Source organism: Streptomyces sp. NPDC007875, assembly GCF_042868035.1.
GTDB classification, from domain to species: domain Bacteria; phylum Actinomycetota; class Actinomycetes; order Streptomycetales; family Streptomycetaceae; genus Streptomyces; species Streptomyces antimycoticus.
On sequence record NZ_JBIADZ010000017.1, the window covers coordinates 39,526 to 62,136 of the forward strand.

The 22,611-nt window shown below is 72.8% G+C and carries 20 protein-coding genes; 1 reads left to right on the forward strand and 19 read right to left on the reverse strand.

The genetic code is table 11. The annotated features are described in order from the left end of the window. Positions 1-69 precede the first annotated feature (69 nt). The 6 genes from ACFYOY_RS30230 to manD form a co-directional block, all read right to left on the reverse strand. Positions 70-3,576: a phosphodiester glycosidase family protein gene (locus ACFYOY_RS30230; RefSeq protein WP_388590678.1), complete on the reverse strand. Its 3,507-nt coding sequence runs from the start codon at positions 3,574-3,576 to the stop codon at positions 70-72. 159 nt (positions 3,577-3,735) lie between these two features. Continuing rightward, complete coding sequence (locus ACFYOY_RS30235) at positions 3,736-4,158, reverse strand: YchJ family metal-binding protein (RefSeq protein ID WP_351893471.1); 423 nt, start codon at positions 4,156-4,158, stop codon at positions 3,736-3,738. Between the two features lie 116 nt (positions 4,159-4,274). Continuing rightward, positions 4,275-5,282 (reverse strand): NAD(P)-dependent alcohol dehydrogenase, encoded by a 1,008-nt coding sequence (locus ACFYOY_RS30240; RefSeq protein ID WP_388590680.1) that lies wholly within the window; start codon positions 5,280-5,282, stop codon positions 4,275-4,277. 33 nt (positions 5,283-5,315) lie between these two features. Beyond that, positions 5,316-6,686: an MFS transporter gene (locus ACFYOY_RS30245; protein ID WP_351893465.1), complete on the reverse strand. Its 1,371-nt coding sequence runs from the start codon at positions 6,684-6,686 to the stop codon at positions 5,316-5,318. A gap of 33 nt (positions 6,687-6,719) precedes the next feature. Then, on the reverse strand, positions 6,720-8,153 hold the full coding sequence (locus ACFYOY_RS30250; protein ID WP_388590683.1) for a mannitol dehydrogenase family protein: 1,434 nt from the start codon (positions 8,151-8,153) through the stop codon (positions 6,720-6,722). Then, on the reverse strand, positions 8,150-9,367 hold the full coding sequence (gene manD, locus ACFYOY_RS30255; RefSeq protein WP_351893459.1) for a D-mannonate dehydratase ManD: 1,218 nt from the start codon (positions 9,365-9,367) through the stop codon (positions 8,150-8,152). The genes ACFYOY_RS30250 and manD overlap by 4 nt, the downstream gene beginning before the upstream one ends. 146 nt (positions 9,368-9,513) lie before the next feature. Between manD and ACFYOY_RS30260 the strand changes: the two genes are divergently transcribed. After that, complete coding sequence (locus tag ACFYOY_RS30260; RefSeq protein WP_351893456.1) at positions 9,514-10,272, forward strand: GntR family transcriptional regulator; 759 nt, start codon at positions 9,514-9,516, stop codon at positions 10,270-10,272. A 69-nt stretch (positions 10,273-10,341) separates the two neighbouring features. Here ACFYOY_RS30260 and ACFYOY_RS30265 read toward each other — a convergent pair whose 3' ends face one another. The 13 genes from ACFYOY_RS30265 to ACFYOY_RS30325 all read right to left on the reverse strand — a co-directional run bounded on the left by ACFYOY_RS30265 (position 10,342) and on the right by ACFYOY_RS30325 (position 22,273). Continuing rightward, a complete protein-coding gene (locus ACFYOY_RS30265) occupies positions 10,342-11,493 on the reverse strand; it encodes an NADase-type glycan-binding domain-containing protein (RefSeq protein ID WP_351893452.1) in 1,152 nt (383 codons plus the stop codon). Then, on the reverse strand, positions 11,490-12,050 hold the full coding sequence (locus ACFYOY_RS30270) for a phage tail protein (RefSeq protein ID WP_351893449.1): 561 nt from the start codon (positions 12,048-12,050) through the stop codon (positions 11,490-11,492). Before ACFYOY_RS30270 ends, ACFYOY_RS30265 begins: the two co-directional genes overlap by 4 nt. Then, entirely contained in the window at positions 12,051-14,024 is a 1,974-nt protein-coding gene (locus ACFYOY_RS30275) for a putative baseplate assembly protein (protein WP_351893445.1), read from the reverse strand. Continuing rightward, the gene (locus ACFYOY_RS30280; protein ID WP_059142917.1) at positions 14,021-14,428 is read right to left on the reverse strand and encodes a GPW/gp25 family protein; all 408 of its coding nucleotides are present in this window, start codon (positions 14,426-14,428) and stop codon (positions 14,021-14,023) included. Before ACFYOY_RS30280 ends, ACFYOY_RS30275 begins: the two co-directional genes overlap by 4 nt. Before the next feature lie 3 nt (positions 14,429-14,431). Continuing rightward, complete coding sequence (locus tag ACFYOY_RS30285) at positions 14,432-14,707, reverse strand: PAAR domain-containing protein (protein ID WP_351893442.1); 276 nt, start codon at positions 14,705-14,707, stop codon at positions 14,432-14,434. Positions 14,708-14,778: 71 nt separating this feature from the next. After that, positions 14,779-16,692, reverse strand: coding sequence for a VgrG-related protein (locus ACFYOY_RS30290; protein ID WP_388590687.1), 1,914 nt, complete (start codon positions 16,690-16,692; stop codon positions 14,779-14,781). Between the two features lie 3 nt (positions 16,693-16,695). Beyond that, complete coding sequence (locus tag ACFYOY_RS30295; protein ID WP_388590689.1) at positions 16,696-17,496, reverse strand: peptidase M23; 801 nt, start codon at positions 17,494-17,496, stop codon at positions 16,696-16,698. A gap of 3 nt (positions 17,497-17,499) precedes the next feature. Then, positions 17,500-17,931 carry a phage tail protein gene (locus ACFYOY_RS30300; protein WP_059142913.1) on the reverse strand — a complete coding sequence of 144 codons (432 nt, stop codon included), beginning with the start codon at positions 17,929-17,931 and terminating at the stop codon, positions 17,500-17,502. Between the two features lie 25 nt (positions 17,932-17,956). Next, positions 17,957-19,648: a hypothetical protein gene (locus tag ACFYOY_RS30305; protein ID WP_388590691.1), complete on the reverse strand. Its 1,692-nt coding sequence runs from the start codon at positions 19,646-19,648 to the stop codon at positions 17,957-17,959. Between the two features lie 6 nt (positions 19,649-19,654). Further along, complete coding sequence (locus tag ACFYOY_RS30310; protein WP_086710579.1) at positions 19,655-19,798, reverse strand: DUF6760 family protein; 144 nt, start codon at positions 19,796-19,798, stop codon at positions 19,655-19,657. Then, entirely contained in the window at positions 19,795-20,226 is a 432-nt protein-coding gene (locus tag ACFYOY_RS30315) for a hypothetical protein (protein ID WP_388590693.1), read from the reverse strand. The genes ACFYOY_RS30310 and ACFYOY_RS30315 overlap by 4 nt, the downstream gene beginning before the upstream one ends. Continuing rightward, positions 20,226-20,669, reverse strand: coding sequence for a phage tail protein (locus ACFYOY_RS30320; protein WP_059142910.1), 444 nt, complete (start codon positions 20,667-20,669; stop codon positions 20,226-20,228). Before ACFYOY_RS30320 ends, ACFYOY_RS30315 begins: the two co-directional genes overlap by 1 nt. Positions 20,670-20,704: 35 nt before the next feature. Further along, positions 20,705-22,273 (reverse strand): phage tail sheath family protein, encoded by a 1,569-nt coding sequence (locus ACFYOY_RS30325; protein WP_388590695.1) that lies wholly within the window; start codon positions 22,271-22,273, stop codon positions 20,705-20,707. Positions 22,274-22,611 lie beyond the last annotated feature (338 nt).

Consider the following 22,611-nt stretch of genomic DNA (forward strand, 5'->3'; position numbering starts at 1 on the left):
TGCTCGGCGCGGATGCGCGGGCCGATGTCCCGGCGCCAGCCGCCGGAATCGTGTTCCGCCGGACAGCCCTCAGGCCGCGGGCGCCGCGGCCGCCGCGGTGACGGTGAACCGCGCCTGTGCGGTGGCGCCGTTCACGCGCACCGCGAGGGTGGCCGTTCCCGGGCGCAGCGCGGTCAGCTTGCCGTCGGCCGGGTCGTACGCCGCCACATCACGGCGCCCGGCGTCGTCCGGATCGCCGATGTGGACGCCTGGCGAGCCGGTCCAGTCCGCGCTCAGCGGGAAGGCGACCGGCACCCGGCGGGCATCGATCCCCTCGCCCTGGAAGACGGTCGCCGTGATGTCGGCGGCCTGCCCGGTGCGCAGGTCCTCCGGGGCGGTGAGGGTCAGCCCGTCCACATGGGCGCGGGTCTGCACGGACACCCAGTCCGGGCCGCCCTGCCACGGTGCGTGGCGCGCGGCCGCCTGGTCCCGGGCCGAGACGTGGTCCACGCCGACCATCGACCAGCCGGTGAAGCCGCCCTGGTTGGGCGGGGCGGCGGGGTTCTTGCCCGAGTTGCCGTTGATCAGGTACGGGACGCCGTCCACCCGTGAGGCGTGGAAGGTGCCGACGTGGCTGCCGATGAACCCCGCGCCCTTGCCCGTCGTGCGGCGGAAGTCGGTCAGCCAGCCCTCCAGCAGCGCCGCCTCCTTGCGGTCGCCCAGCTGGCTGCCCTGCTGCGGGGTGGGGTCGCGCGGCGGCACATGCTCGATCACCATGACCGAGCCGACGTCGGGGTCCTTGGCGGCCGAGTCCAGCTGGGCGCGCAACTCCTTGATCTGGTCGAAGCCACCGGCACGCAGCCCCAGCCGTGAGGTGTCCAGGGTGAGGAAGCGGGTGCCCCGGTGGTCGAACGCGCGGTGGGCGGGCCCGAATTCGCCTGTGAAGTTGTCGATGGAGCCGCCCATCACCTCATGGTTGCCGGGCACGTAGTACCAGGGCAGCTCATCGCCCAGCTCCTCCTTCAGCACGGTGCGGGCGAAGGACAGATCGGCGGGGGAGCCCTCGTCCACCAGGTCCCCGTTGATCACCAGGAAGTCGGGCTTGGCCGCCTTGATCTCCCGCAGGGTGCGGCGGGCCTGGGCGACGATCGGGCTGTCCGGATCGCGGGCCACGAACTGTGCGTCGGACATCACGGCGAACCGCCAGTCGCGTCCCCGCACCTGCGCGGCGGTGGAGATCAGCGGATCGGGGCGCACGCTCTCCGTGGGCAGTTCGACGGAGGGCGGCACCCGCGCCGAGAGGTCGTCGATGACCACACTGCCGGTGTACTGGCGGGTGGCGGCGGTCTCGGCGAGGTAGAAGCGGTTGACCTTCAGCGGATACGCGACCCCGGCCGGGACGGCGAAGTCGACATGTCGCCAACCGGTCCAGGTCACATAGGGTCCGCGGAGCAACTGGTCGGAGCCCGCCGCGTCCTTGAGGTGCAGTGTGGGCCACGCCCCCTTGCCGTCGCCCTTGATCCACAGGCCGAAGGACTGCGGCTGCCCGTCCACCTCGATCTGCTGGGGCGGGGTGACATAGGCCGCGCGGGTGGCCGTGGACTGGGTGAAGTCGTAGTCCAGCTTCAGCCCGGTGCCGGTGTGGCCGTCGGGCGTGGCCTCCGCCGAACCGGAGGCGCGGGCCTGGCTGAAGGTCCAGCGGTCGGCGTCGTCGAAGGACGCCTCCTGCCGCTCGGTCAGGCCGACGGTGACGGCGAGCACCGTGGTGGCGCCGCCGACGCGGACCTTGACCTGCCCCGCGGCCTGGTCGTGGCGCGCCTTGACGGTGAAGGTGCCCGTCCGGGGGTCCGGGGCGATGTCGAACAGCGCGTGGTCGTACGAGAGCCGCACATCGGACGGTTCGACGGGGGCGCTGGTGCCGTGCGCGTCCATGCCGACGACGCCGAACCGGCCCGTGGCCTCGGCGTCGGCCAGGCCGACCAGCCGGCCCGTGGGCTGGATCCGGTCCAGCCGGTCCAAGACGGTGAGGCCGATGTCGCCGTGGGCGGCGCCGCGCCGGGCGGTGACGGTGGTGTCACCGCCGTGTCGGGCGGTGAAGGTGCCGTCGGAGCCGACCCGGCCGATGTGGGAATCGGCCGTCCGCCACTGCGGTGCGCCGTCGGCCGGGCCGTATGTCTCGTCGTAACCGGCGGCGGTGAGGCGGCGGGTGAGTCCGGGGAAGACCCGCTCGGGGTGGCCGCCCCGGACCGGGTCGGCGGTGGGCGCGGACGCGCGGTCCATCGCGGTGTCCACCCAGAAGCCCTTGAGCCGGCCGCTGCCGTCGGGCGCGGTGAGAGCCAGGCCGTTGGGGACGGTGCGCTCGGCGCCGTCGGACGGGCTGTTCTCCACCCGGGTGGTGTCGCTGCCGGGCTCGCGGGCGACGAGCGTGGAGGAGCCGCCGCCGTCGAGGTTGAGCGCGCTGTAGGCGCCCGCGTCCTTCATCATCAGGCCCAGCTCGGTGAGGGTGACCCCGCCGCTGTCGGCCTGCCGCCCGTCCACGGTGAGGATCTGCATGGTGCGGCCGTCGCGGGAGAAGCCGACTGCGGTGCGCGGCGCCGTGGTGTTGTTGCCCTCGCCGTCGTGGCCGACCGGCTTGCCGTCCACGACCAGCAGTTCCCGGCCGCTGAGGGCCGTGCGGGGCAGGTCGCCGTCGTCGGTGCGGGGCCGGTACTCCATCGACACCGCGTCGCCGAGGGCCAGCCCGGACAGCTCGTCGGCCCCGGCGTCCCGGCCGAGCAGCACGGTCGCACCGGCCGGGATCGGGCCCTTGCCGGGCTCGGTGGCCGCCTTGGTGACCTTGCCGTCCACGACCGTGACCTCGGCGGTGCGCCGTGCGCCGTCCACGGTCTGGGCGCGGTCCGCCTCGCCCCACTGGGCGGTGTACGCCCCGATCCCGGCGGCCGGGACGTTGGCGGCGTTGAGTGCCGCGAGCGGATGGGGGCCGTCGGGGAGGGTCAGGGTGCCGTCGAAGTAGAGCTGGAGGAGGCGGCCCGCGTCGGCCGGGCCGATGCCGACGGCCTGGGCGGGCCCGGCCGCGGAGGCGGAGTTGACGAGGCGGCCGTCGCCGATGCCGTTGCCCTCGGGGGCGCCGGTCTGGTTGATGTCGAAGAAGTCACCGTTGATCGCCGCGACCGTGCGGCGCCCCGGCCCGGCGTCGTGCTCGGCGGCCAGTTGGGAGACGGTCCGGCGCTTGGCGACCTGGTCGGGGTGCAGATAGTCGACCTTGGTGCCGCCGGCCAGGTCCACCGACAGCGCGTCGACCCGCAGCCATTTGTCCGACTCCAGCCGGTCGTACGAGGTCAGCTTCACTCCCGGGGCGACCGGCCGCGAGGAGCGGGCGGTCTGCAGCCCGTCGCCGTCGGCCACGGACCGGGTGCCCGGCGCACCGCTGGCGGCGGGCGGCGCGACCGGCCGCAGCATCTCCGTGGAGAGCCGCGGCAGGGGTTCGGGCGCCGGGGCGGGGGTGGTGTCGGCGGTGGCCTGGCCGGCGGCGCCCAGCACAAGGGCGGACACCGCGGCCAGGGCCGCCAGAGGTCTGGCGAACGCGACAGGAGGCACGGCAACTCCATGGGGCCAGGGGACTCGCGTGGTTCACACGCACAGCGCCCCAGCATCGCCCCGGAGTTGACCGGGCACCAGAAGGCGTCGGCGACGACACGGGAAACAAATGACCAAGTCGGCGCGGACCGTGATCGCGCCGGCCGCCGTGGGGCGGGGTCAGTCGCCGGTCACACCGTCGAGATAGACCCAGTCGCCCTCGTGGCGTACGAAGCGGCTGTTCTCGTGGAGCGAGCCCGCGCGGCTGCCCTCGGTGTAGTGCGCGCGGAACTCGACGGTGCCCGTGGTGTGGAACGCGCTGCCCTCGGTGGTGCCCAGGATCTCCAGGCGCACCCAGCGCAGCCCCGCGTCCAGCCCGGCGCCGGGCGGCCGGGTGGTGGGGTGCCAGCTGCGCAGCAGATACGCCTCGTCCCCGACGGCGAAGGCGCTGTAGCGCGAGCGCATCAGCTGCTCGGCGGTGGTCGCGCGGGCCTGGCCGCGGTGCAGCCGGCCGCAGCAGTCGTCGTAGGCCGCGGGCAGCCCGCAGGGGCAGGAGGCCGGGGTGGGGCGGGCCGGCTGCGGGCGTCGGGTACGTCGGGACATGATCCCCATTGTGACGGGTGGGACGGACGGGGTGCCTCCCCGGCCCGGACGGCTGTTCAGGGTTCGACCGCTCGGACGGCCATGGCTCAGGGCCGGGCCGCACGGATGGCCAAGGGTCAGGGCTCGATCATGACCTTCAGCTGTGCGGGGTCGGAGAGCGCCGTCTCAAGGGCGTCCGCCGTACGTTCGCGGGGGAAGCGGGCGGTGACCAGCGTCTCCAGGTCGATCCGTCCGGTGGCGGCCAGTGACACCGCCGCGGGGAACTCCCCGGCGTAGCGGAAGACGGTGACCAGGGTGAGCTCCTGGCGCTGCATCCGGGCCAGCGGCAGCGTGGTGCGGGGCTGGGGCGGGTTGCCGACGGCGACCACGGTGCCGCCGGGGCGTACCGCGTGCACGGCAGCGTCCAGGGCGGATTCGATGCCGGAGCAGTCGAGTGCGATGTCGAACACCGGATCCCGGGGGAGGGGTTCACGGGAGGTGTCCAGGGCGCGGTCGGCGCCCAGGCGGCGGGCATGGGCCAGCCGGCCGGGGTTGACGTCGGTCACCACGGTCTCGCCCGCCCCCACGGCACGGGCGGCCTGGAGGACCAGCAGGCCGATCGGCCCGGCACCGGTGATCAGCACCCGGTCCCCGGCCGCGACATTGCCGCGGCGCACCGCGTGCAGGGCGACCGCGAGGGGTTCGATGAGCGCCCCGGAGGTGAGGGGGAAGTCGTCGGGGAGCGGATGGGCGAACTCCGCGGGCACGGTCAGATGCCCGGTCAGGGCGCCGTCGGTGGGCGGGGAGCCGAAGCAGTGGCCGTGGGGGCACTGGTTGTAGCGGCCCGCGCGGCAGGCGCGGCAGCGACCGCACGGGATGGCGGGCTCGATCGCGACCCGGGTGCCCGCGGGCAGGGGGCCATCGCCCGCCACGACCGTTCCGGCCGCCTCGTGGCCGAGCGCGGTGGGGGAGCGGAGCACATTGGGGCCGTTCTCGCCGTGGGCGTAGTAGTGCAGGTCGGAGCCGCACAGCCCCACCGCGCCGATCTCCACGAGGACCTCGCCGGAGACCGGTTGGGGAATCGGGCGCCGCTCGATGCGCACGTCCTTGGGGCCGTGCAGGATCGCGGCGGTGGCGTCGTTCATATCGGGGTGGTTCTCCTCGTGCATGAGTGGGGCTCAGGCGGCGGGCAGCCGCAGCGGTTCGACGCGCTGGATGACCAGGCCGTAGGTGAGGGCGCCGACCACGCACAGCGCGCCGGACAGCATCAGCGGTGCGACGAAGGAGTGGTGGAAGAAGCCCAGCAGCAGCCCGGTGGTGGTCGAGCCGAGAACCCCGGCCAGGTTGGAGGCGAAGTTCTGGATGCCGCCGAGCGAGGCGACATGGCGCGGGGTGGGCGCGACGTCGGCGGGCAGGCTGGCCACCGAGGCGGCGGAGAAGGCCAGGCTCGCGTAGCTGACGGACAGCAGTGCCAGGGCCCACATGGCACTGGGGACGAGCACGGCGAAGGCGATGACCGAGGAGAAGAGCATCCCGCACACCAGGCAGGTCTTGCGGGCCCGGGTCACCGACCAGCCGCGGCGCAGCAGCGTGTCGCTGGTCCAGCCGCCGAGCAGACTGCCGACGATGGCGACGATGCCGGGCAGGGCGCCGTAGAAGCCCAGCTTGAGCAGGTCGAAGCCGCGGGCGTCGACGAGGTAGCTGGGGAACCAGGTGATGAAGAAGAAGATGACGTAGTTGAGGCAGAAGAAGCCGATCATCATGCCCCAGACCGTGCGGTGGCGGAACAGGTCGCGCCAGCGCACGGCGGGCTCCTCCGGGGCCGTCTCCTCGGCGGGGCTCTCCTCGAGCCGGGCGCCGCCCGCCGTGACGTACGCGCGCTCCTCGGCGCTGAGCCCGTCGCGCGCCGTGGGCTCGCGGTACGCCTTCAGCCACAGCGCCACCCACAGCAGGGCCACGGCGCCGGTGACCCAGAACGCCATCCGCCAGCCCTGCCAGGCGATCAGCGCGGTCACGACCGGGGCGGCGACGGCGGTGCCGGCGCGGGCGCCGTTGTCCCAGACGCTGTTGGCCAGCGCTCGTTCGCGGACCGGGAACCAGCGGGAGACGGACTTGGCGCACGAGGGGTAGGCCGGGGCCTCGCCCGCGCCGAGGGCGAGGCGGGCGAACAGCAGGCTGCCGATGCCCCGGACGAAGCCGGTGCCCACGGTGACCAGTGACCAGAGCAGCCCGCCGATGGCGAACATGCGCTTCTCGCCGTAGCGGTCGATCAGCGCCCCGGCGGGCAGTTGGCCCAGTGCGTAGGTCACGAAGAACATGCTGAGGATGACGCCCTGCCACTCGGGGCCGATGTGCAGGTCATCGGTCATATAGGGCAGGGAGATGGAGATGGTGGCGCGGTCGACGTAGTTGACGGTCATGCCCAGGAAACAGAGGAAGACCATCAGCCAGCGGGTGTTGTGCCGCAGACCGCGTGGGCGCGGTGGTGCGGGGCTGGCCTCGTCCTGGGACGGCGTGTCGGTGGCGGGGGCGACTCTGGGTGTCTTCAAGGCGGCTCTCCTTTGAAGGGGCGGTGCGTGAGGTCAGCGCGGCGGCCGGGCGCCGGAGTCCAGCTCCGCCCGTACGGACGTGACGAGGGCGGTGTCGTCCGCGAGGTCCTCGGCGCCCAGCAGCCGCAGCAGCCGGCGCGGGGCCTCGGGGTGCGGGCCGTCCCAGGCGCGGCGCAGCTCCTCGGCGCGCGGATCGTCCAGGGGGTGGTCCCGGGTGCGGCGGGCCCAGGCGGCGAGGGCCGTGGCCAGGAGGGAGGTGTCCCGTCCGGCGGCGCGCAGCTCGCGCAGCGGGGCGAGCCACCGTTCGGGGATCTTCTGGGATCCGTCCATGGCGATCTGCTGGATGCGGTGTTCCATCGCGTGGTTGGCGAAGCGGTCCACCAGGCTGTCGATGTAGGCGGGGAGGTCCAGCCCCTCGGTGGGCGGCAGGCTCTGCGCGGCCTCGGCGCAGTAGGCGCGTACGGTCTCCTCGCCCCAGGGGGTGGCCAGGACATCGGCGACGGTCTCGCATCCGGCGGCCAGGCCGAGATAGGCGATGAGCGAGTGGGAGCCGTTGAGCAGCCGGAGCTTGGCGAGCTGGTAGGGGGCGACGTCCGCGACGAAGCGCACCCCCGCCTCCTCCCAGTGCGGGCGGTCGGCGGCGAAGATGTCCTGGAGCACCCACTGGGTGAACGGTTCACCGGTCACCGCGCCTTCGTCGGCCACGGTCAGCGCGCGGGCGGCGGCCCGCCGGTCGGCGTCGGTGGTGGCGGGCACGATGCGGTCGACGACGGTGGCGGGGAAGGCGACCGAGCCGGTGATCCAGTCCAGCAGGCGGTCACGGTCCTCCCACGCGGTCGCGGTGATGAACTCCCGCACCAGGCGGCGCAGTACGGCGCCGTTGTCGGCCATGTTGTCGCAGGACACCAGCGACACCGGGGCGCCGCCGGCCCGCCGCCGGGCGCGCAGCCCCGCCGCGAGCTGCCCGGCCACGCTCGCGGGGGCGGGCCGTCCCTCCAGGTCGCCCCGGACGAGCGGGTCCTCCAGGGCGAGTCCGCCGGTAGCGGCGTCGCGCCGGTAGCCCTTCTCGGTGACGGTGAGGGTGACGACGGTGACCTCGGGGGAGGCGAAGAGCGCGCCGAGCCGGGGGCCGTCGTCGGCGGCGTGCAGCACCTCGGTCACGGTGCCGACCACGCGGGTGGCCGGGCCGTCCGGGCGCCGCTCGGTGAACGAGTACAGCCCGTCCTGCGGGCGCAGCGCGTCCACGACGGCCCGGCTGCGCTGGGTGACACCGGCTATGCCCCAGCCGCCGCCGTGCGCCGCCTCGGCGGCTTGTGTGTAGAGGGCCTGGTGGGCGCGGTGGAAGGCGCCGATGCCCAGATGCACGATCCGGGGGCGCAGCGCCCGCGGGTCGACCGGCGGGCGGCTCTCGGCGGGGACGCCGGGCAGGGTGGCCAGGGACAGGCGCCGCGTGGGGTTGGTGCTCACCAGTCGTGCACCGACCCGTCGGTACGGCGGCTCACCGGAAGGTATTTCGGGTCGTACGGGAAGCGGGCGGCCGCCTCCTCGTCGAGCTCGATGCCGAGGCCGGGCGCGGCCGAGGGGTGCAGCGCGCCCTCCCGCAGCTCGTAGGTCGGCCGGAACACCTCATGGGTGAGCGGGTCGTGCGCCATGTACTCCTGGATGCCGAAGTTGGGCACGGTGACATCGAGGTGGACGGCGGCGGACATGCTCACCGGCGACAGGTCGGTGGCGCCGTGCGAGCCGGTGCGCACCTGGTACAGCTCGGCGAGGTGGAAGATCCGCCGCAGATGGGTGATGCCGCCGGCGTGCACGACCGAGGCGCGGATGTAGTCGATGAGCCGCTCGGTGATGAGCTGCTGGCAGTCCCAGATGGAGTTGAAGACCTCGCCGACCGCTATCGGTGTGGTGGTGGAACGGCGGATCTGGCGGAAGGACTCCTGGAGCTCGGCGGGGGTGGGGTCCTCCATCCAGAACAGCCGCACCTCCTCCAGACTGCGGCCCAGCCGCCCCGCTTCGGTGGGGGTGAGCCGGTGGTGGACGTCGTGCAGCAGATGGAAGTCGAAGCCGAACCGCTCGCGGACCGCCTCCAGATAGCGCGGCGCGAAGTCCAGATACGCCTCGGTCGACCAGGGCTGTTCCTCGGGCAGCGCGCCGGTGGCGGGCTCGTAGACGGTGGCGACCGTGCCGTGGCGGATGCCGTAGGTCCCCGGTGAGCCGGGGACGGCGGCCTGGGCGCGGATCGCGCGGTAGCCCATCTCCTGGAAGCGGGCGACGTCCTCCAGCAGCTCGGGGACGTCGCCGCCGCTGGCGTGGCCGTAGACCATGGCGCCCTCGCGGGCCTTGCCGCCCAGCAGGTCGTACACGGGAAGACCCGCGACCTTGCCCTTGATGTCCCACAGCGCGGTGTCCACGGCCGAGATGGCGGTCATGGTCACCGGGCCGCGGCGCCAGTAGGCCCCCTTGTAGAGGTAGTGCCAGGTGTCCTCGATACGGGCGGGGTCGCGGCCGATCAGCAGCGGTACGAGGTGGTCCTCCAGGTAGGAGGCGACCGCGAGTTCGCGGCCGTTGAGGGTCGCGTCACCGAGACCGGTCACGCCGTCGGAGGTGGTCACCTTCAGGGTCACGAAGTTGCGACCCGGAGAGGTGACGATGACCTTGGCCTCCGTGATCGTGGCCATACGCATGTGCTCCTCACTGAGCGGGCTCCCGGGGGCTCCGGGGGTTCCGGGGGGCTCCCGGGGGGTCCGGGGGTGGAGTCCGGGCTGTCGGTCGGCTACCATACAAGTACGTCAGCGAGGCGAGTCAAGGGTTCGGAAGGGGTCAGATGGCACCGGCGGAAGGACTGCACGCGGCACGCTCCCGGGGGCGCAACACCCGGCAACTGGTCCATGAGGTACTGCGTTCGCGCATCGTCGGCCTGGAGCTGGCGCCCGGCTCCGCCGTCTCGGAGAACGACCTGGCGGCCGAGCTCGGAGTCAGCCGCACCCCCGTCCGCGAGTCCCTGATCCTGCTCGCCGACGAGGGACTGGTCGACATCTATCCCCAGATGGGGACGTTCATCTCGCGCATCCGGGAGCGCGATGTCGCCTCCGCCCAGTTCATCCGGGAGGCGCTGGAGTGCGCCGCCCTGCGGGAGGCCGTGGAGAAGGCCACCGCGCGGGACGTGGCGGAGCTGCGGGTGCTGCTCACCGCGCAGGAGGAGGCCGACCGCCAGTCCGATATGCAGGGCTTCTTCCAACTGGACGAGGAGTTCCACGCCCGGCTGATGGCCGTCAGCGGACACGCCTCCGCCTGGCCCGTCGTCAGCCAGGCCAAGGCCCAGCTGGACCGTGCCCGCAGGCTGTCACTGCCGATGACCCAGCAGATGTCCCTGCTCATCGGCCAGCACCGCGAGGTGGTCGACCTGCTGGAGGAGGGCGATCTGGACCGGGCCGACGGGGCGCTGCGCTCCCATCTGCGGCTGGTCTTCAGCGATGTGGAGAAGATCCGCGCCAAGCACCCGGAGCTCTTCAGCGACGAGGACGCCCCCCTCAGGCCGCGCCGCGACAGCGCCCGGCGCACCGCCTCCCGGGGAGAGGGCTGACCGGGCGGTCGTCCCCGCCGGGACTCTCCGTCCATCCCCTTTGACCGGCCGTCAGGGACGCACCCCACCTCACTGACGGCCGAAGAACTCCACCTCCGCGATGGCCGTCCGCCGGTCCGACCGGGCACCGTACGCCGCGTCGACCGACAGCCGGATGCGCACCACGTCCGAGCCGTGCACATCGAAGCTCTGCTGACCGGGCTGGTCCTGGAGGTTGACGCCCTTCGTCGTCCGCTCGCCCTCCGAGGTGACCAGCGTGAGGGTGAGCTCCGAGGGCCGCGCCTGGGTCAGGAACTCATCCGCCTTCGCCGAGCGCCCCGAGGTGATCAGCAGCTTCCGCAGCCGCACCGGCCGGTCGAAGTCGGCCTCCAGGTACTGGCCCGTGCCAGGGCCCGCGGTGGCCGGCGCCCAGTACCGGTTGTTGTAGCCGTCGAAGGCCGCCCCGGCCCGGTGGCCCGGCGCCTGGCTGGAGCCGCGCACCGCCGTGGGATGCAGCGCCTTCGGATCGCCGGTCTGGTCCTGGGTGAAGGTGAAGACCTCGGACAGCTGGGACCGGGCGAACCACGCCGCCGCGGCCAGCACCAGCACCAGGACCGGAAGGGTCAGCCGGGGCCGCGGCCAGGTCCGGTGGGTGGGCCTGCTGCCCGCGGCCAGCGGGCGCTGGGTGTCGCGCCGGAAGATCCGGCGCCACCAGGGCAGCGGATGCGGCCGGCCGGGCTCCGGCGCGGAGTCGAGCAGGATGCCGCAGCGCACACAGAGCCTGCGGTCCGACGGATTGTCCGCACGGCACCGGGGACACGGGCGGCCGGGGCGGCGCGGCGGGGCGTCCGGCCTCGGGGGCGCCGCCGGGGGCTCGTCCGGCACACCCGGCCGGTGGTCCGGACCGGTATCGGTGTCCTCCAGCCGGTCCCCGGGCCGCCGGGGCGCCGCCGCGGGCTCCTCCGGGCGTACGGCGGGCGGCGCCACGGCGTGCGGAGCCACAGTCGGAGTGGCAAGCGGAGCTACGGGCGGGGCGGCGGGCGGAACGACGGGCGGGTCGGGAGCCGGAGCGGACGACGCGGGGCGCGGCCCCTCGCCCGTACCGGAGCCCGGCGGGGTGGCGGGCGGCGCCGAGGCGCCCGGCCGCCGGTCCGGTTCCTCGTCCCAGGCCAGGAACGCCTCGCAGGAAGCGCAGAAGTGCGCCCCCGCCTCATTGCGGTGTCCGCAGTCGGGACAGATCATGACGCCCCCGCCCCCTCGGCCGCGACCTCCACCCGGTAGACGACATGCGCCGGCACCTCCGCGGCGAGCAGCCGCTCCAGGCGCAGCCGGGTCGGCGCCACCGCGTCGGCGTCCGGCACCGTGAGCCGCACCGTCACCCAGGGCCGCGCCGAACCGGGCAGCGGCGCCCCCGGTTCGGTGGACCAGTCCGTGGCGCCGCTCTCGATGATCTCCGGTTCGATACCGGTCTCCACGCGCACGGCCGCCGCCAGCCCCTGCCGGGTGCCCCGCCGGCGGTGGCGGGTGACGGCGCTGGCCACCACCGCGCGCCGCTGGGTCACCGGGCGCTCCGGGTCCACCTCCACCGCCACCCACTCGGCCAGCCACGCCAGCAGATCCTCGGGCGCGGTGCGCGGATGCAGATGCGCGGGCAGATTGTCCAGGGTGAGCAGCACCGGTGCCAGCACCTCGTCCAGCGCGCTCAGAAACCGCTCCAGGAACGGATGGTCGAGATAGACGGCGGGAAGTTGGTGGAGCAGGGGATGGGCCGTGGGCAGCCCGGGAAGTGTTCCGCGCACTCATGCCTCCCGTACCCGCAGCTGATGCTCATAGCTGAACACCAGCGCATGCCGGTCCAGTTCGATCCTCGTGGTGGCCTCCGCCCGCTGCCCGGTCACCGGGTCCGCCGGAAACAGCCGTACGTCCTCGACGAGATCCACGCCGGGCACCCGCTGCAGCACCGCGAACACCTCACCGGAGTGCACCGGCCGCCCGAACGGCCAGCCCTGCCCCTCCGGCCCGCCGGCCAGCGGATTGAAATAGCCGTACAGCGCGGTCAGCGCCGCCTCCCGCAGCCGCTCGGCGGCCACCCCGCGCCCCGCCTGCACCGAGGCGACCACGGTGACGCCCTGGTAGTACGGCGGTCCCACCGACAGCCGGGTGCCGATCGGGCGCCGCTCGTCCAGATAGGCGGCGATCATGGCGAGGGTGTCCGGCGGCGGGATCAGCTCTTCGAACCGGATCCGCCCCCGCTCGTCATCGCGCCCGGCCGGGACGACCAGCAGCCGCACCCCGCCCGCCGGATCCTCTCCTTCGCCACCACGGCCATCGGCCTCGCCCGCCGGTACGCACGCCACCCGGGCGGCGTCCGGCGCCACCTCGCGGGCCAGCTGCTCGTAGTCATGCGGTACGACCGCCCGGTGCAGGGTGCGCAGCGTCAACGGCCCCCGCACCCGCGCGTTCTCCACCGTCTCGCCGTCCACCCCGCCCAGCGCCGGGCGCCGGTTCTCCACCCGCGCCACATACGGCAGCGAGCTGCGCAGCACCCGCAGCGCACCGCGCGCCACATTGCCCCGGTGCCCGCCGCCGGTACGGTAGGCGCGCACCCGCACCGGAGAGCCCTTCGGCGGCACCGCCCCGAACAGCCGCAGAGTGCCGTCGGGCTCCCGCACCGCCGGGCCGAAGTCCACCCGCCCGGAGTTGGGATCCAGCGTGATGTGGCGGTCGTACGGCGTGGAGTGCGCGAAGTTGTCCACGCGGGTCCACTCCACCCAGCCGTGGCCCTCGGCCACCTCCACCACGAACGGGCCCTCGCCCGCCACCACCGGGGGCCGCGCCACCCGGAAATCCTGCCCCGGCACCCCCTCCGACAGACCCAGGACCTCCTCGACGACGTTCTCGGCGTGTGCGGCCTCCACCGTGCCGCCGATGGTGAACGCAGTGGCCTGACGTACCGTCGGGGACGCCACATAGGTGGGCTGGTCCGCCGCCGCCTCCAGCAGCCGGCAGCGCAGCCACCCCCCGGACTCGCGCACCACCACCGAGGCGGTGTGGGTGGCCGGCACATGCAGGATGACCTCGCCGGCCTTGTTGAACCCGCCGGTGTCGTCCTTCTCCACCTCGCAGGAGGCCCAGGCGCTGCCGTCCCACGCCTCCCACAGCAGTGGCGGGCGACGCGGATCCACGCCCACGCCGTCCACCCGGCAGTCCAGCCGCAGCACCACCGCGCAGCCCGGCACCGGCTGGGAGAGACCGAGGTAGAGACAGTCGCCGGGGGTGGGCGTGCGGCCGAAGCAGGGCACATCACGGCCCAGCCCCAGCTCCTGCGAGCGGTCGGTGGCATCGCCGGTGGCCGGCCAGGTGACCAGATGGGTCAGGTCGCACGGCACCACCGACAGATCGCGGCCGGTGGTGAAGACCACCGCCTCCTCGGTCTCGGTGCGCACCGTGGCCACCTCCGTGCCCGCCTGGATCCGCACCGGCTCCGGCTGCGGCGCCGACAGCCAGAACGTTGCCTCGGTGCGCGCCGCAGTCGGCGGATACAGCCGCACCCCGATCAGGTCGAGGAAGGCCAGATAGTTCTTGTCCGGCACCCGGTTGAGCCGGTACACGAGCTGGTCGACCATGGTGGCGAACGCCTCGATGAGCGTGACCCCCGGATCGGAGACATTGTGGTCGGTCCACTCCGGACAGCGCTGCTGCACCAGCCGCTTGGCCTCGTCCACCAATCCCTGGAATCTCCGATCGTCCAGGTTCGGGCTGGGGAGTGTCATCCGCCCTCCTCGCCGTGCGGGATCACATAGAACGGGAACACGAGGTTGCGCGGGTCGTTCGCGCCGCGCACCGCGTAGCCGATGTCGATGTAGAGCACCCCGTTGTCCGCCTCGTCGAAGCGGACGGCGACATCCGCCACCTCGATCCGCGGCTCCCACCGCTCCAGGGCCAGCCGCACCTCGTAGGCCAGCTGCCCGGCCGTACCGGCGTCCGCGGGCGCGAACACGTAGTCGCCGAGGGCGCAGCCGAACTCGGGCCGCATCGGCCGCTCACCGGGCGAGGTGGCCAGGATCAGCCGGATCGACTCCTCGATCTCCCGCTCCTCGCGGACCAGGGCGATCGATCCGGTGGCGTCCGTACGGGGTGGGAACGCCCAGCCCGCGCCGATGAACTGCCGCCCCATCCCTCACCCTCCGATCAGTACGCTCGGGCACCCGGACGTGATGGGCGAGCCGCACCCCGCCGCGTCACCCACCCGCGCCGCCGGCCGGCCGCCGATGAGCACCGTGGAGCTGCCGGGCGGGGCGATCTGCGAGGTGCTGTGGGCGGCGGGGGAGCCGCACTGGTGGGCGGTGCCCACGGTGGCCGCGGGCCGCCCGCCGATCAGCACGGTGGGCTCGCCGGGCGGGCCGATCACCCCGGGGTGGCCGGTGGGATCGCCGACGCGTGCGGCTGCTGGCATGTGCTGTGCCCCCTGCCTGGTCGCTGTCTCTTCGCTGTCTCTTCGCCGACTCGGCGCTGTCGTGTGCGGTGTCAGTTGATGCGCACCATCGGCGCGTTGACGGAGAGCGAATCCCCGCCCTTCAGCTCGGTGCGGGTGGTGCCGCTCACCGCCACCTGGTTGCCCCGCACCTCCACCGCCCCGCCGGTGGACAGCTTCACCTGGCCGTTGCCGCCGTCCACCTGCACGCCGCCGCGGGCGGTCAGCTTCACCGTGGCGCCGCCCAGCTCCAGCGTGCCGTCGCCCGCGTCCAGGGACACCCCGCTGCCCGCCTTGATGGACACCTGCTCCTTGGCCTCGATCTCCACCGTGCCGTCGCTGTGCACCACGATGGCCGTGCCCTTGCGGTCGAGGTTGATCCTGAGCTTCCCGTCGCCGGTGACCAGCCGTACGCCCTGTGGGCCGTTCGCCGCGTCGAGCAGCTCCAGCTTGTTGCCGCCGCGGGAGCCGAACGCGCGCTTGTTGACCGCGCCGCTGGTGGGGTCGACCGCCTCCGCCTCCTGGCCGTCGCCCTGGCCCTGCTGAGGACCGAGACCGTGCCCCTGCCCCGAAGCGCCCTGCCCCGGTTTGTCCTTGCCGTTGTAGAGACCGGCGAGCACATACGGGCGGTCCAGATGGCCCTGCTCGAAACCGATCAGCACTTCGTCGCCGACCTCGGGGATGAACGCCTCCCCGCCACCGGTCCCGCCCGCCTGGGCGGTGCGCGCCCAGTCGCTCGCGTACTCGTCGGACAGCCAGGGGAACCGGACCTTGACCCGGCCGAGCCCGTCGGGGTCCTTGGTGTCGGTGACCGTGCCGTTGGCCAGTCCCGAGCACCGGGAGGCGGTCACCGCGCCACCACCGGACCCGCCGCCGGTCAGCCCGAAGAGCGATCGCTCCTGCTGCCCGGACACCGTCACCCAGGTCTCATAGCCGCGCACCGGGTCGAACACATGCCGCGAGGAGGTGACGGTGTAGCGCCCCTCGAAGGGTTTGCCGACCCCGGCCAGGGTGACCGCGCCACCTGCCCGCACCTCCGGATTGCCCCGGATCACCGCCTCCAGCTCGGCGAACGACCCCGCGATGCGCGCCGCGAGGGCCTTGGCGGCCTGGTCCACCTGCGCCTGGTGCCCGTACGGCGCGTCGGACACCACAAAGCTGGCCTCGCCGAACGGCCGCGCCACCTCCGCCGCCGTCACCCCCAGGTCCAAGGTCGCCGCCTTGCCCGCGTCCGCGCGGCCCACCAGCGGCTGCTTGGTCTTGACGTCCCAGCCCCGCACCTCGACCGTGGACACCTGCTCGGCCGCCGACACCCCGGCCCGGCAGCGCAGCAGGTTGTCCCCCATCTCCAGCACCAGGGGGTCGCGGGCGGCGCGCGCCGAGGTGTCCGGCGCGCCACCCGCCTCGGTGGGCTTGGCGACATGCAGCCGTCCGTCCGTCACATACACCTGGGCGCCCGCCTCCTCGGCGAGCCCGCGGAGGAACTCCCAGTCGCTGATGTTCGGCTGCGCCACATGCTCCAGCACCGGGCCTGCCACATCGACCTTCCCCGGCTTCAGCCCCGCCCGCCGCGCCACCCGGACGCAGATGTCGGCGAGGGTCATGTTCTGGTAGCTGGCCACCTGACGGCCCCGGAAGAGCCGGTGCGACTCGTCGAGGCCACGTACCACCGTGAAGGTGCCGGTGTCGTCGATCTCCACCTCCAGCGCGGTGACGCTCCCGGTCAGCAGCGGACGCGGCGAAGGACCGCCCCCGGCGCCGGCCAGCAGCCGCACCTCGGTACCGATCTCCACCCCCGCCTGCTCCAGCAGCACCCGGCTGGGGTCGCGAAAGCGCAGCACGAACAGATCAGGCAGCGTACGACTGTCGTCCACATACCCCTCGACCAGCGTGTTCGCCAGCGCGGGGGAGAGCGGACGGCCGCCGAACTCCACCACCAGCGCCTTGGCGACGCTCTGCTGGGCCATCGCTCACCGCCCCCCGCCATGACCGTCGCCGTGGGCTCCGGCCTCGTCGCGGTCCAGCTCGTCCAGCGCCGGAAGCAGCAGCTCGAGACCGCCCGGCAGCCGCATCGGATCGTCGATCCCGTTGGTCTCCGCGATGACCCGCCATGCCGCCGGATCGCCGTACTCACGCCAGGCCAGCAGCGGCAGCGTGTCGCCGGTGCGCACGCGGTGCACCCGGCGTGCGTGCAGCGCGCCCGACGTCGGATTCTGCCCCGGGGTCTCCCCGGTGATCTCCTCCATCGTCACCTGGCACACCGCCCGGATCGGCACACCGGAGGTGGTGAACAGGGTGTACTTCGCCTGCACTTGGCTGACATAGCCGGGGAACCCGGTGAGCCCGCCCCAGTGGAACACCACCCATGGCGGCGAGGCCCGCTGCTGCTGCCGGGTCTCGTTGGTCGGCACACAGCAGGTGAACAGCCGCTCCACCGAGGTCACCACGCTGGTGTCCTGGGTGTCGCTCGCGTCGAAGAACATCTCGACGGTCAGCTTGCTGGGCTGCGGCCCCTGGTACTCGGGCGGCCCCGCGCTCTTCGCCCCCTTGGCCGGGGTGCGCTTCCAGGCCGCCGCCTTGGTCAGGCTCAGCTCCTTGGGGTTGAACTGGAAGTCGATCCGCCCGCACGGCCCGCCAGGCGTCAGACCGCCCCCCGGTGGCGGGGTGCGCAGCTCCAGATAGGCGTGCTCCAGCTTGGGCCGGGCCCCGCCACCTGTTCTGCCCGCGGCGGCGCCGCCGCCCGCCGCACTGAACGCCACGGGTGAGCTCATGGGTCAGCCCTCCATCACATAGCCGTGGTGGGCGATCTCGATGGTCTCCATGGCCACCTTGGGCGACTCCGGGTTGAACGACGGCCCGGTCCAGCGCACCGGCACCACCTCGAGCAGACCCCACTGGGCCACCTTGTGCCCGTCGCCCGTCCGCGCCTCGATATGCGCGGTGCGGCGGGCGATCCCGGTGGTCATGCTCGCGAACCACTTGGCCACCTTCTCGGTGTCACGGGTCAGCGGCCGGGACAGCTTGATGTTGGGGTACTTCAGCCGGGTGGGCAGCTGCCACAGATGGCTGTTGTTGCCGCCCTCCTCGCGCTGTTCCAGCACCACCTCGCAGCCGAGTCCCTCACAGGTGTTGAACGAGCCGAGCTCGATGCCGTCGACCGTGACGACGAAACAGACGCTGACCGCCGGGTCATCGGTAACGGGCATGCCGTGTCCCTTCTCTCCGCACTTGTCAGTGCCTGGTGTTGATCAGATGTCCGGCCCGTTCGCGCTCCAGCCGCAACTCCGCCTTCAGCAGCCGGCTCAAAGGGCCGTACAGCGCACGGACCAGCTCGTCGTTGGGCGCCCCGCCCTTGCCACCGTGCCCCCCTGGTTCTCCCGGTGTGCCGTCATGGGGCGCGCCTGCGGGAGACGGCTCGGGAGCGGACTCGAAGGACGGGTCGGCCGACGGTGGCTCGGCGGGTGGCGGGGCGGACGGCGGCTCGGCGGGCGGGTCGGGAAGAGCGGGCGGGTCGGGGGCCGGGGCCTCGGGGGGCTCCGGGCTCGTGGCATCGCGCTGCACGGGCGGGAGGAACCGCGTCCGCTGTATCCGCTGTGCGGACGGGGCGGGCGGCACGGACGGAACGCGCGGGGGCGGGAACACCACGGAACCGTCGGCCATGCGCTGTGCCACCCCGGCCGCCACCGCCACCGAACCGGCGTCGACCAGCGGACGGGCCGGGGCCGTCGGGACGATGGCCGGTACCGGTGCGGTGGGGCGGTGCTCGGTGGCCGGGGGCGGGGGAGCGGCGGCCGCCGCCGTCACCGACCGCTGGGCAAGGGGCGCCGCCGACCGCTGGGCCGTGGATGTCGCCGGGTGATCCGTGGCCGACGCCCCGCCTGGGGCCGCCGCCCCCGGACTCGTGCGGGCCGGGCCACGGGCAGCGGACCAGCGCACCGGCACGACGGGCGGCTCGGCGGCGGGCACCGGACCGGAGCCGCCTGGCCGGTCGGGCATGTCGTACGCGCCCGAGAACAGCGGCACCGATCGCTGTGCCACCAGCGGCACCACGGGCCCGGCCGCCGGTGCGGGTTCGGCCGCCACCGGTGTCCCACTGGCGGTGGCCCGTTGCAGCGGTACGGGTGGGGTCGTGGGGGTGGGCGCGGATGCCGTACCGGTGTCCGCCGTACGCACCACCAGCGGATCATCGGCGAGCAGCGGCCTGGACGGCACGTCGCCGCGCGGAAGCTCTGGTGGTACGACCTCCGGCTTCTCGGGAGTCAGGGCCCCGGTGCTCGCCACGGGTGTGCGCTGGGCGGTCGGCGGCAACTCGGTCAGCGGCTCGCCCAGGCCGAAGGCGGCGGACCGCTGGACCGGTGACGAGGGTGGTGCTGTTGGGGGCACATCGCCCGCTTCCGCGGCGGGCCGTGGCGTGGTGAGAGGCAGCGTGGTCAGCTGCCGTATCCGTTCCTCCGGAGGGCGGGCGGAGATCAGCGGCTCGACCACCTCCGGCGTGTCCAGGGTGGCAGCACCCTCCGCCACCCGCTGTACGGGTGCGCTCCGAGGCGTGGCGAACTCCCGCGCTACGACGGGAGCGACATCACGGCTCACCGTCGGGGGTGTGCGGGCAGCCGGGTCCGACGTATCGGCAAGGGGCGGCGGCGTGGCGAGACCGTGCCCCACCCCCGACGGTGCCTCCGGGCTCACCAGATGGCCGAGCGGCCCGAGGAACGACGCGTTCTGCCATGTCCCCAACCCCGCCCGGAATCCCGAGGGATCGGTCACCAGCTCGGGCGCCGCCACCGTCCGCTGCAACGGCGGCACCTCCCGCCACCCCGGCACGGCAGGCGGCGCCATGGGGCCCGCCTCCGCCTCCGAACCGGTGTGTGCCGTGTTTCCGGTGCCACCACGCCGGTGTCCGGCCAGCCAGGACAGCAATCCCATGTCACGTCACCGCTCGTTCAGCCGGGCAATGTGGTCCACGTACCGCAATCGGTCGGTGTGCTCGAGGTCGAGGATCTGGTCGAGGGGCCAGTGGAAGTGGTAGGCGAGGTACGCGACCTCCTCATGGATCCGGTCGGCCGCGTACGTCACGATTCCCCCAGGCGACCACCACCGGACAGGTCCACCGCGAAGTTCTCCTGGCACGAGGGGCAGGTGACCGCGGCCCGGGTGTGCCCCTCGGCGTTGATCCTGCGGTAGAAGTCCTGCAGAAAGGCGAGGTCGGAGGCGAACAGGTCCTCGACGATGCCCGGATGGATGTCCTCGATCGAGCCGAGCCGGGTGAGCACCCGGGAGATCAGCACCACCGAGAGATAGGCGGAGTTCTCCCGCACCCGGTCGTCCCGCAGCGGGATCAGCTCATCGCGGGCGGTGGCCAGCCGCATGACGCCGTCGCGGTGCACCGTCCCGGATTCGTCCACGTATCCGCGCGGCAGCTCGAAGGGGAACTCCGTCCGCAGGGTCTCGGTCTGCCGGTCCGGGTCCGCCCGCTCGGGGGATGCCGCGATGGTGCGCCGCATCAGTCGACTTCCACGCTCTCGTAGGTGATGGCCAGCTTCTCGGTGAGCACGGAGGTGTCACCGGCCTTGAGCGTGCTGATCTCCAGGGACTTGGGCCAGGCGTTGATGAGCTTGTAGCGCTTGATCGGAATGCCCTCGTAGTCGTAGACGATGATGGAGCCGTTGCGCCGGGCGTTGGTCATCTTCCCGAACCGGGAATCCTTGATCCACTGCTCGAAGCTGTTGTCCTCGGTCAGACCGCGGGTGACCGTGACCTCACCGGCCTTGGGACGGCCGGGCAGCTTCTTGATGGCGTACTTCCCGTCGGCGGTGTTCTGCTTCAGCTCGATCACGTCCTGCTCCATCTTCAGACCACTGACCTCGGTGATCTGCCTGATGAGCACGCTGTCGAATTCCAGCCCGAAGGAATGTCCTACGGAGCTGTCGAGTTCGGGGAGCGGCATACCAGCCTCCTAGGATCGGTCGGTCGTGGTGGTCATCACTCGTCAACCGCCCCCGTGCCCGCGGAGAGCTGGGCGAGCCGGAACACCACGAACTCCGCGGGCTTCACCGGGGCCACGCCGACCTCACAGATCACCTGCCCGGCGTCGATGGACTCAGGCGGATTGGTCTCGCGGTCGCATTTCACATAGAAGGCTTCGTCCGGGGTCAGCCCGAAGAGCGCGCCCTTGCGCCACTCATTGACCAGGAATGCCGAGATGGTGCGCCGGATACGGGCCCACAGGGCGTCGTCGTTGGGCTCGAAGACCACCCACTGGGTGCCCGCCAGAATCGACTCCTCCAGGTAGTTGAAGAGCCGCCGCACATTGAGATAGCGCCAGGACGCGTCATCGGCGAGCGTACGCGCGCCCCAAACCCGGATGCCGCGGCCGGGGAAGGCACGGATGCAGTTGAGCCCGATGGGGTTGAGGAGGTCGTGCTCGCCCTTGGTGATCTGCGTCTGGAGCGCGACGGCTCCCCGTACCACCTCGTTCGCCGGGGCCTTGTGCACCCCGCGCGTCTCGTCGTTGCGCGCCCACACCCCCGCGATGTGTCCGCTCGGCGGTACGAAGGCGTCCCGGCCCACGGCCGGGTCGAACACCTTGATCCACGGGTAGTAGAGGGTGGCGTACCGGGAGTCGAACCCGGTCGTCTCCTCGCGCCAGGTCTTGATCTGCCGCGGGCTCAGGGCGGGCGGCGGATCGAGAATGGCGATCCGGTCGCCCATCGCCTCGCAGTGGGTGATCAGTCCGCGCTGCACCGTGATCACCGTCTCGAGGTCCACCGCACCCCGCTGGTAGGCGCTCATCAGGTCCGGCGCGGCCACCATGGTGATCTCCTCGACCGCCTCCAGACCGCCGAACCCGGTCCGCTGGTCGGGATCGCCTACGTACGAATCCGCCGACAGCGCGTCCGGCACCACCGCCGCGCCGGCCCCCGGGCCGGCACCGGGAGAGGCGGCGAGCGTCACCACTTGCGACTCGGGCCTCGCGGGCGCCGCCCCCTTACCCGGCTCCTCCAGCCTGATCAGCTGGGACCGGGCCCTGACCTGCGTGGCCACGTTCTCCTTGCTGCGCTTGGTGGTCACGGCCGGGTAGGTCTCCGCGACCACTCCGTCACGCTTGACCACCAGCGCGAAGACGTCCTGCGGCGGGTCGTCGCCCTCGGGGTCGGCCACCTCGACGCTGATCTCCCCGGTGACACCGGGCAGGGTGCGGACGACATACGGCCCGAGCTGGGCCGAAGGCCCCGAGGCGACCTCCTTCGCCGCGCCCGCGCGCTCTCCGCCCGGCTCGGCCTCCTCCGCGTCGCCGATGCGCACGACGTAGCAGATGCCACCACCGTTGGCGAAGAAACCGTAGATGGAGGAGGCGAGGTAGGTGCCCTCGACGAAGTCCCCGAAAACGGTGGTGAACTGCGTCCAGTTGGTGATGAGCGTCGGCTCGTTGAACGGCCCCTTCTGCGCGAATCCGATGAAGGCGGCGACCGAGGTCCCGACCCCCTCGATCGGCCGCGACCCGGATTCCACCTCTTCGACGTAGACACCCGGGGACAAGTACGACGGCATGCCACTCTCCTTGACCGGGGAAACGAGAGCGATTGTTCCCGGGAAAAGGATCAACGGGAACGGGCTTTCGGCCGCCCCCGCGTACAGAAGGCGCTGCCCGAAGAGGCAGCGGATTCCCTTTCCCCATCGGGCAGAAAGTCCTGCCCCCATCGCTACCCGGCCTGCCACGGGCTTGGAGCGGGCGGAACCAGCACCCTGACATACATGTCGCGGACGTATCGCCGGCCGCCCGGTGACCGGATGATGCGATGAAGTCTGCCTCGGAGAAGTCCGGGAAGCCTGCCGCGTCCGCGCAGCCCGGGGCGAGGGAGCGCACGGCGCCGCAGCCGGCCCCGGCC